Raw genomic sequence first — 8,462 nt, 5'->3', positions numbered from 1 at the left:
GCCTTGCGAGGAGGGACATAGTCCCGACATGGCAATCTTGTCAAACATTCTGAGATTACGGACGTACAAATTACTACGTAATTCTTCTCGCAATGACGAAAAACAACCAACCAAATAAATAAAAAACATGTTCATAGATAAAATCAAAGCAAAAGCAAATAATGACGAAATAAACGTAATTATAGAAATTCCGATGAATAGCGGTCCAATCAAATACGAATTTGACAAAGAATCAGGAGCGGTTTTTGTTGATCGCTTTATGCAAACTACCATGAGCTATCCGTGTAATTACGGCTTTATTCCTCATACTCTTTCAAATGATGGTGATCCGGTAGACGTACTTGTCGTAGCTCATCATCCGGTAGTGCTTGGGTCGGTTATAAAATGCCGAGCAGTCGGCGTATTAATGATGGAAGACGAATCGGGGCTTGATGAAAAAATAATCGCAGTGCCGACTTCTAAACTCGATATTACTTTCGATCATATTAAAGAATTAGATGATTTATGTGAAATGCTAAAGAAACGTATCGTGCATTTCTTTGAGCATTATAAAGATTTAGAAAAAGGTAAGTGGGTTAAAGTTACCGGATGGGAAAATAAAGCAAAAGCAGAAGCTTTAATCAATGAAGGAATAGATAGAGCTAATAGCCAGTTGTAACAGGATTTAGAGGCATTGCTGCATGGCTCTTCCGATTATGTCATTCTTAACAACGGCGGGAATCCATTAAAGTAAAGCTTTTTGAAAGCTTTACTTTAAAAACACTATATAATAAAAAATTTTTAAAATTAAAGATTTTTTAGCATGGATCCCTGCTTTCGCAGGGATGACATCAGGAAAATTTAAGATAAAAAATAAACAGTGACCGACTTCTTACATAACGTAGCTAATAAAGAGGAATTTGAAGGAAACGCGGATGTGCATGCCACCGCAGCGTACACTTTAGTACGTGAGGATGCGAGTACCGGATTGACGCACAAATTACCTTTAGAAGCAAGTTATGCAGGAAGTCGATTATTTCGTTCAGGGGTCGTAGTAGCTTTTTTCACATTAATTTCTCGCATATTCGGGCTTGTGCGTGAACAATTTATCGCATCATTATTTGGCTCTACGCCTATGGGGGATAGCATTAATGTTGCTTTTAAACTACCGAATCTATTTAGAAGAATTTTCGCAGAAGGAGCATTATCAAGCGTATTCATTCCTATTTATAATGAAAAAATGCTTATTTCTAAGAAAGCCGCTAATAATTTTTCAGGCGAGGTATTTACCCTTCTACTTCTGACATTAATAGTAATAATAACATTAATGCAAATCTTCATGCCGCAATTAATGTTGTTTATTGCTCCTGGATTTCACGGTAAAAAAGAAAAATTTGAGCTTACGGTATTTTTATGCCGAATTACAATACCTTATTTAATATTTGTTTCATTAACGGCTCTACTTGGCGGAATATTAAACTCTGTAAAGAAATTTGCAGCCTTTGCTTTTTCACCGGTTATTTTAAGTGTATGCGTAATAATTTTTACTTTAACATTTGATAATTATATAGAGTCTACTATCTCAATTAGCTTATCTTTAATAATTGCCGGAATATTGCAAGTTTCTTTTATGTTTGTCTGCGTGAAAAGAGTGGATTTAAACTTTCCGATAATTTTTAACCCAAGCGATCCCGATGTAAAAAAGCTTTTGATTAATATGGGACCGGCAACCATTAGCTCCGGCGTACAGCAATTAAATCTTTTCATATCCCAATCTATTGCTAGCTTTATTGAAGGTGCTATTTCTATATTATCTTATGCCGACCGGATATATCAATTTCCTTTATCGATAATAGGTACTAGTTTCTCTACTATATTGCTACCTGAACTGTCAAAAATCTATAAATCAAATGATATATTAGCTGCAAAAAAAATACAGGATAACGCTATTAGAATGGGGCTATTGTTATCATTGCCTGCAACATTTGGTATTATCATTCTATCTCATCCGATTATTAATATAATTTATGAAAGGGGAGTATTCACGCACCAAGATACTACAAATACAGCCGAGGTTATTTCTGCATTTGCACTCGGACTTCCTGCTCTTATTTTGGCAAAAATTTTAACTCCTATTTTTTATGCTAACGGAGATACTAAAACACCGCTCAAAATAACCTTATTTTCAATAATAATTAATACCGGTATGAATCTATTATTAATGGATTCGTTGAAGCATATTGGTATTGCAGTTGGTACATCTATTGCAGCTTGGTATAATCTAGGTTTATTATATAGCTATACTACAAAACAAAATAAGCTACATATAGAAGCAGGTATAAAGCTTTTCTGTGGTAAAATTTTGTTATGCTGCATAATAATGTCTATCATCATTGCTTTAATAAAATATTATTATTTAGAATATTTTTATTCGGAATATTTATTGATTAAAGTTTGCATGCTAGGGGGTACAATTGCAGTTGGAATGGGAGCATTTTTCGGCACGGCATATTTATTAAAAGTGGTCAATTATGATAATAACAAGAAATAAGCACCAATCAAATTACCAGGATTTGCTAAAAACCTTAGCTATTATAGCTATGATTATTGATCATGTTGGTTTATATCTATACCCTGAATTAACTATTATGCGAATTATAGGTCGCACGGCTATGCCGGTATTTTGCTTTTTTGCCGGTTATAATTTTCATGATAAGCCAAAAACCCATATAATAATATTCGGTGTTTTATTACAAATATATACTACTGTACTATTTAAACAGTTTCTTACTACAAATATTCTAATCTCTATCTATTTAGGGCAATGGTATATTTATTATTTTCGTAATTCTTTAACTCACTTTCTCTATAGCGGTTATTGTCATGTAATTATAATGGTAATATTATGGTATATTAGCTGGGCTTTGATTGATTACGGGACTCTTGTAATTGCTATAATGATACTTGGATTTATTTCAAAACATGAGCAGACAAATCTAAAACTTTGCTACTTTATAGCAATTTTTGCTTCTTTCATGCATTCAACTCTTTTTACTCTTGCAATTTCCTTTAATGATTTTCATTTTTCACATACTGAATTAATTTTAGATCTCATCTTCTTAATGATTACCTATACATTAATGATACTAAAAGATTACTCACAAAAAATACCGATAAATTTAAAACGGATAAGCCGAAATGTTTTATATATTTACTGCATACAAATCATAATCTTACAATTTATATTCAACTATAAATACACATATGGTTTTAAAAATTGGTAAGTAAATATTAATCATTAGTGACAGTGGTCTTAGATTAATATTAATATGATTTAGATAATATTGATGTTACTTATATGGATTTAATAGGTCGTCTAATTTCGGGTAATGAACAATATAAAGAGCAATTTAGAAAAAACAAACTATTTGAAATTAAGTTAGATAGTACCCTACGAAAAAATAAATTTCTTAAATATTTTAGGATTTGGTCAGACGAATTTCAAAAAATGGTATTAGCAAGAGTAGTATTTTCTGAAACAAAAGAATTTAAACAACTTGCATGGGAGCATCTTACCGATGAATTTGGACATAATATAGAATTATCCCAAAATCTAGAAAATAGTGAAGAAACTACAGATTTTATTTTTGAAGCCTTAGGTTCTTGGTTTACACTAAAAATGATGACTCTTGGAGATAGTGAGCGAGCTGTTCTTGTCCATTTAGTAATAGAGTCTTGTGCTACTATATTCTATGAAAAACTAGGATCAATATTTTTAAATCATAAGTCAGCAAAACATTTCAAAACACATATGCATCTTGATCCAGAACATGAACAAATGGGAATAGATTTATTAAAACAAATAAATATTAATGATCCTTCTTTACTCACTATTCAAAAAAAAGGCTGGGATATGATTGATGCTCTGTTTACTAGACTTGCTGAAATTACTCAAGACTGATTTTATCCTCGCAAAACTCGTTTTACAATATTCGGTTCTTTCTCAATAATTTTAAGAAGTAATTTTACAGATCTTGTAGGTAATCTTCTTCCTTGTTCCCAGTTTCTTACAGTTGCTACGCTAATACCGAAAGTTATGGCAAATTGCTGTTGGGTTAATTGCAATTTTTCTCTTGCCTCATGAACATCAACATCAGGTAATGAAATGCTATGCTTTTTTTTACTTTTAGTTTACCTTTAGCATATGATAATGCTTCTTGCATTCCTATTAATATACTTTCCTCTGTTTGATTAAGTTTTTTATTATTCATTTTTGCCTCTATTAAATTATCCTTATACCGCCACTTTTTCCTTTATTATTACTACCTAGAGCAAACCTCAATTTTTTTATTCCGACCCACAATATCCCCCTTCTCAGGATTAGCAGCAATATAATTTACTATTTCCGTGCATTCTTTTTCATTCAAAAAAGCCTTAGCAAATTTTTGAAATTCAGACAGCTCAGTAACTGTAATAAATTTTTTGTTCATAAAAGTAATAGTACGCCATTAGCGTACAAAAATATTGACATTTAAATCCATTATATGTGTATCACTAAGGCTTATTTACATATTAAAAATTTTTAATATGTAAGCTATATGAATATTAAACAATATTAATGGATTAAGTTATGCCAATACTCCGCGTACTAACAGCAACACCAAAAAGCATTTTTAGTAAACTTACTTATAAATACGATTTAGCTACTACTATACGGGCTTATAATGCTGTAAATATACCTCTAGATGAAGCTTTCAAAACTTCATTACAAAATAATTCTTACAAAACTGCAAAACTACTACTTTCATCAGGTCAACTTAATCTTAATTATAAGGACGCCGAAGGAAATTCAGTTTTAATGAATATACTTCAATCACAAAATACTCCTCTACTAAAAAATTATTTTAGCAAGGCAAAAGTAGATAGTAGTTTTAAATTACCTCTTCTTATGTCTAATAACGGCGGCGATACAATCTATAACATTGCATATAACAGCACAACAGTTTCAAATATTCTTTTTAAGAATGTAGCGAAACTTCAAGCTCTTGGCAAAATAGAAGTTCAAAAATTACAATCCGATACAACAACAAACCTTCTCGAATCACCACCATCTTATTATGACCTTTGTCCTAATAGCCTAAATACTTCACATGAGGTAAATCTCAATGGAGAAATGCCAAAGGCACCGATAGAGTAAAATACTAATAGTCTTAGTATTAGTATTTGGTCCTATAGTATTGGACAGTTTTTGAAAAGACCTCGATGTCATCCCCGCGAAAGCGGGGATCCAGAATAAAAAATCTTAATTTTAAAGATTTTTATTATATCGTTTTTTTCAAATAAAGCTTTAAAAAGCTTTATTTGACTGGATTCCCGCCTCCGCGAGAATGACATAGAATAGAAATTGTCCGGTACTATAATTTGGTCCAGCCGCTAGTGTATGAACGTTGCCAAATCGTCATTGCGAAACCACAAAGTGGCTGCGGCAATCCAGAAAAATAATTAAAAAATTCTGTAAATCAGAATTTTTTACTGGGTTACTTAGTCAATTGCTATGCAATTTCCTCGCAATGACGAAAATCACTAAACCTAAACCAGCTCGCTTAGTTGCGTTTTGGCGAAGAGCTTTATCTGAAAGTTAACAAAATTTAAATTACCTTTTGAACCTATTTCTGCAAATTTATGAGCTTTAAGTAATAGATCATAATCTTTCGCCAAATCAGCAAAGAAAAACTCCATTTCACCACTTTGTTTTACTCCTAAAATCTCACCGCTACCTCGAAGTTTTAAATCCTGCTCAGCGATATAAAACCCATCATTAGTTTGTTTCATTATCTCAAACCTACCTCGTGCAACTTTTCCAAGCCTTTTAGGATTATAGAGCAATATACAATATGACTGCAAAGAGCCTCGCCCTACTCTACCTCTAAGCTGATGAAGCTGAGCGAGACCAAACTGCTCGGCGTTTTCGATAACAATTAAAGTTGCTTCAGGTACGTCTATTCCGACTTCAATAACGGTTGTTGCAACTAATAACTTAATTTCGCCTTCCTTAAATTGCTTCATCACAGCATCTTTCTGCTCATTCTTCATCTTACCGTGAATAATACCGGTATAACCTTGGTAAATATTTTCAATCGAATTAAAACGACTACCCACATCCATCAATAAACTATCCTCTTGGTCCTCCATTGTCATCCCGTGGCTTGACCACGGGATCCAGTCTTTTTTAATTTTTTTCTGGATACCTCGGTCAAGCCGCGGTATGACATCATGGGAGGGACTCTGCTCTATCAATGGACATATCCAATATACTCGCTCACCTGCTACAAGCTTCTTATTTATCGCTTCGATAATATGTTCTATCTTATTAACTGACATGGTGTTCGTAGCGATAGGCAAACGATTTTTCGGCTTACCCATTAGCTTTGAGATAGTCATATCACCAAACATGGTAAGCGCAAGACTCCGAGGAATCGGTGTTGCAGTCATAACTAAAACATCGGGATTTACTCCTTTATTTATTAGATTCAAACGCTGCTGCACTCCAAATCTATGCTGCTCATCAATCACTATATAACCTAGCTTCTTAAAACTTACTTTCTCTTGAAATAACGCATGAGTACCAACTAATATATCAATCTCACCGTTTTCAAGTTGTATCATAATATTTTTACGAGCTGCCCCGAGTATCTTACCTGTAAGTAATGAGACTCTTATATTAGTATTTTTTAAGGCTTTAACAAAAAACTCGTAATGCTGATTGGCAAGTAAATCGGTTGGAGCCATAAGCGTTGCTTGAAGTCCTGCCTCCACCGTGTTTACCATCGTCAGCAGAGCTACCAGAGTTTTACCGCTGCCAACGTCACCTTGCAATAATCTCATCATTTCTACTTTATCGCTTTGCTCAAGCTCTATTTCTTCTATGACTTGCTTTTGATAGGAAGTTAGCTCAAACCCCAGCTCATTTAATATATTTGCTTGTATAGCTACAGCTTTAGGATAAATATTACCTTGTTTTCCGGCAATTTGCATACGTACATTAAAAAGAGATATTTGATTAGCGATAAGTTCTTTGGCGGCTAGTTGTTTTTTGGCGTTAGCATATAAATCGTCATTGCGAAGCCCCATCATGTCATTCCCGCGAAAGCGGGAATCTATTACTTTTTTTTCCGGATTCCCGCTTTCGCAGGAATGACATAGAGGGAGGGAATGACATAAAGAGTGCAACATCTTCAAACTCTGCAATACCTCATCCAAATAATCCTTTACCTCCTTATCTTCAAGCTCCTTGCACTTCTCCTCAAACATATCCATCGCTTTTATGATATATGAATATAGCTGCTTGTTACTAAGTAAATATGTCAGGGAATAAATAGGTTCTATTTCCTTTGTAAGTTTAGGATTTGTAATAAATTCAGGATGCGAAATCTGTAAGTAATGATCAGAAAATTGTACTTTACCACTAATAATATGCTTCGTTCCTACTTTCAGCTTATTAAAAATAAACGGTGGAGGCTTATGAAAAAACACTAATAACAACGAACCGGTATCATTGCTAGCCGTAATCTTTAAAGGCTGATTACTTTTCTTTGGTAAATTAATGCTCTCAATTATAATTTCCGTTTGGATTATTTCGCCGTCTCTAATTTCGGTTAAATTAGGCGATAATATTTTATTTTGATAAGAAGTGGGTAAATAAAATAACAAATCCCGAATATTATTAATACCGAGCCTCTTAAGAGCTGATACGGTATCTTCACGTATATTGATGAACGTTTTTACAGGAGCAAATAAAAATTTTTCTAGAATGGTTAGCATACACACTTCTGATAAATCAAGATATTCTAAATTATTTTGCTGAGAAAATTAATAAGAATTTTTAGTTTACATGATTATATTTGTTTGCTATTTTATGACAAAATTAAACAAAAGGTTAATATGCTTACTAATGAACAAGAAACAGTACAGGATAAAGCTAAAGAATTAAGAAGTAAATTCCAAAAAGCAATGGATGAAGATAATGTAGAAGATTTAAAAAAAAATTAATGCTTGAAATTACTAATTTTATCAGTACGTTCAGTATACAGCCGAACTCCGTGATATTAGAAGAAAAAACCTTATAAAAATTGCTAAACTTGATTCTATCATCTCTCTGACTTTTCTTACTAAGATATGTTTACCCTCAGAACAATCGCACTCCTCTATTATAGACAAAGCTTTAACAGATTGCATCAAATCTCAAAAAATAATAGGGGTTGGCACTTTATTATCATTATTATTCCGCTTAACAGGTAATAACATTCAAGATGACAATAAATACCTTTATGAAGGGATGAAAACAGGGAATATAGAAATAGTAACTAATCTTATACGCTACGTTGATTTAGATCAAAAAGCATTTAATATAGCTATGGAGAAAGGGGGAGAAATTAAAGATTTTATATGTCAAAGAGGTCGTGCCTCCGTATTGCAGTTTAGAG

9 protein-coding genes are annotated in these 8,462 nt (G+C 32.9%); 5 read left to right on the top strand and 4 right to left on the bottom strand.

Annotated elements, in window-relative coordinates:
- Positions 1 to 127 precede the first annotated feature (127 nt).
- From ppa to KYQ89_RS06340, 4 genes are all read left to right on the top strand, one after another.
- Positions 128 to 658, top strand: coding sequence for an inorganic diphosphatase (ppa, locus tag KYQ89_RS06355; protein WP_218460887.1), 531 nt, complete (start codon positions 128 to 130; stop codon positions 656 to 658).
- Between the two features lie 309 nt (positions 659 to 967).
- Complete coding sequence (murJ, locus tag KYQ89_RS06350; protein ID WP_410528051.1) at positions 968 to 2,530, top strand: murein biosynthesis integral membrane protein MurJ; 1,563 nt, start codon at positions 968 to 970, stop codon at positions 2,528 to 2,530.
- A complete protein-coding gene (locus tag KYQ89_RS06345) occupies positions 2,511 to 3,263 on the top strand; it encodes a TraX family protein (RefSeq protein ID WP_218460885.1) in 753 nt (250 codons plus the stop codon). Before murJ ends, KYQ89_RS06345 begins: the two co-directional genes overlap by 20 nt.
- A 74-nt stretch (positions 3,264 to 3,337) precedes the next feature.
- Entirely contained in the window at positions 3,338 to 3,940 is a 603-nt protein-coding gene (locus KYQ89_RS06340; protein WP_218460884.1) for a hypothetical protein, read from the top strand.
- Between the two features lie 2 nt (positions 3,941 to 3,942).
- Here the strand turns inward: KYQ89_RS06340 and KYQ89_RS08020 are convergent, their stop codons facing one another.
- From KYQ89_RS08020 to KYQ89_RS06330, 3 genes are read right to left on the bottom strand one after another with little or no spacing between them, the layout of a single operon-like run.
- The gene (locus KYQ89_RS08020) at positions 3,943 to 4,104 is read right to left on the bottom strand and encodes a helix-turn-helix domain-containing protein (RefSeq protein WP_256621527.1); all 162 of its coding nucleotides are present in this window, start codon (positions 4,102 to 4,104) and stop codon (positions 3,943 to 3,945) included.
- On the bottom strand, positions 4,095 to 4,250 hold the full coding sequence (locus KYQ89_RS08015) for a hypothetical protein (protein WP_256621525.1): 156 nt from the start codon (positions 4,248 to 4,250) through the stop codon (positions 4,095 to 4,097). Before KYQ89_RS08015 ends, KYQ89_RS08020 begins: the two co-directional genes overlap by 10 nt.
- Positions 4,251 to 4,301: 51 nt before the next feature.
- Complete coding sequence (locus KYQ89_RS06330; protein ID WP_218460882.1) at positions 4,302 to 4,469, bottom strand: hypothetical protein; 168 nt, start codon at positions 4,467 to 4,469, stop codon at positions 4,302 to 4,304.
- Positions 4,470 to 4,609: 140 nt separating this feature from the next.
- Here KYQ89_RS06330 and KYQ89_RS08010 point away from each other — a divergent pair, with 140 nt between their 5' ends.
- On the top strand, positions 4,610 to 5,176 hold the full coding sequence (locus KYQ89_RS08010; RefSeq protein ID WP_256621523.1) for a hypothetical protein: 567 nt from the start codon (positions 4,610 to 4,612) through the stop codon (positions 5,174 to 5,176).
- Positions 5,177 to 5,568: 392 nt separating this feature from the next.
- On the opposite strand, the gene KYQ89_RS06315 is transcribed toward KYQ89_RS08010, so the two are convergent.
- Positions 5,569 to 7,800, bottom strand: coding sequence for an ATP-dependent DNA helicase RecG (locus KYQ89_RS06315; RefSeq protein WP_218460881.1), 2,232 nt, complete (start codon positions 7,798 to 7,800; stop codon positions 5,569 to 5,571).
- Positions 7,801 to 8,462 lie beyond the last annotated feature (662 nt).

Origin of the sequence: Rickettsia sp. TH2014 (assembly GCF_019249195.1) — a bacterium.
GTDB lineage: Bacteria > Pseudomonadota > Alphaproteobacteria > Rickettsiales > Rickettsiaceae > Rickettsia > Rickettsia felis.
The sequence above is the reverse complement of the archived record's forward strand: the minus strand, read 5'-3'. Positions and strand labels throughout refer to the sequence as shown.

Bases quoted from the DNA above. Each gene is read 5' to 3' on its own strand.
- ppa (WP_218460887.1), top strand. From the start codon at position 128: ATGTTCATAGATAAAATCAAAGCAAAAGCAAATAATGACGAAATAAAC.
- KYQ89_RS06345 (WP_218460885.1), top strand. From the start codon at position 2,511: ATGATAATAACAAGAAATAAGCACCAATCAAATTACCAGGATTTGCTA.
- KYQ89_RS06340 (WP_218460884.1), top strand. From the start codon at position 3,338: ATGGATTTAATAGGTCGTCTAATTTCGGGTAATGAACAATATAAAGAG.
- KYQ89_RS08015 (WP_256621525.1), bottom strand. From the start codon at position 4,250: ATGAATAATAAAAAACTTAATCAAACAGAGGAAAGTATATTAATAGGA.
- KYQ89_RS06330 (WP_218460882.1), bottom strand. From the start codon at position 4,469: ATGAACAAAAAATTTATTACAGTTACTGAGCTGTCTGAATTTCAAAAA.
- KYQ89_RS08010 (WP_256621523.1), top strand. From the start codon at position 4,610: ATGCCAATACTCCGCGTACTAACAGCAACACCAAAAAGCATTTTTAGT.
- KYQ89_RS06315 (WP_218460881.1), bottom strand. From the start codon at position 7,800: ATGCTAACCATTCTAGAAAAATTTTTATTTGCTCCTGTAAAAACGTTC.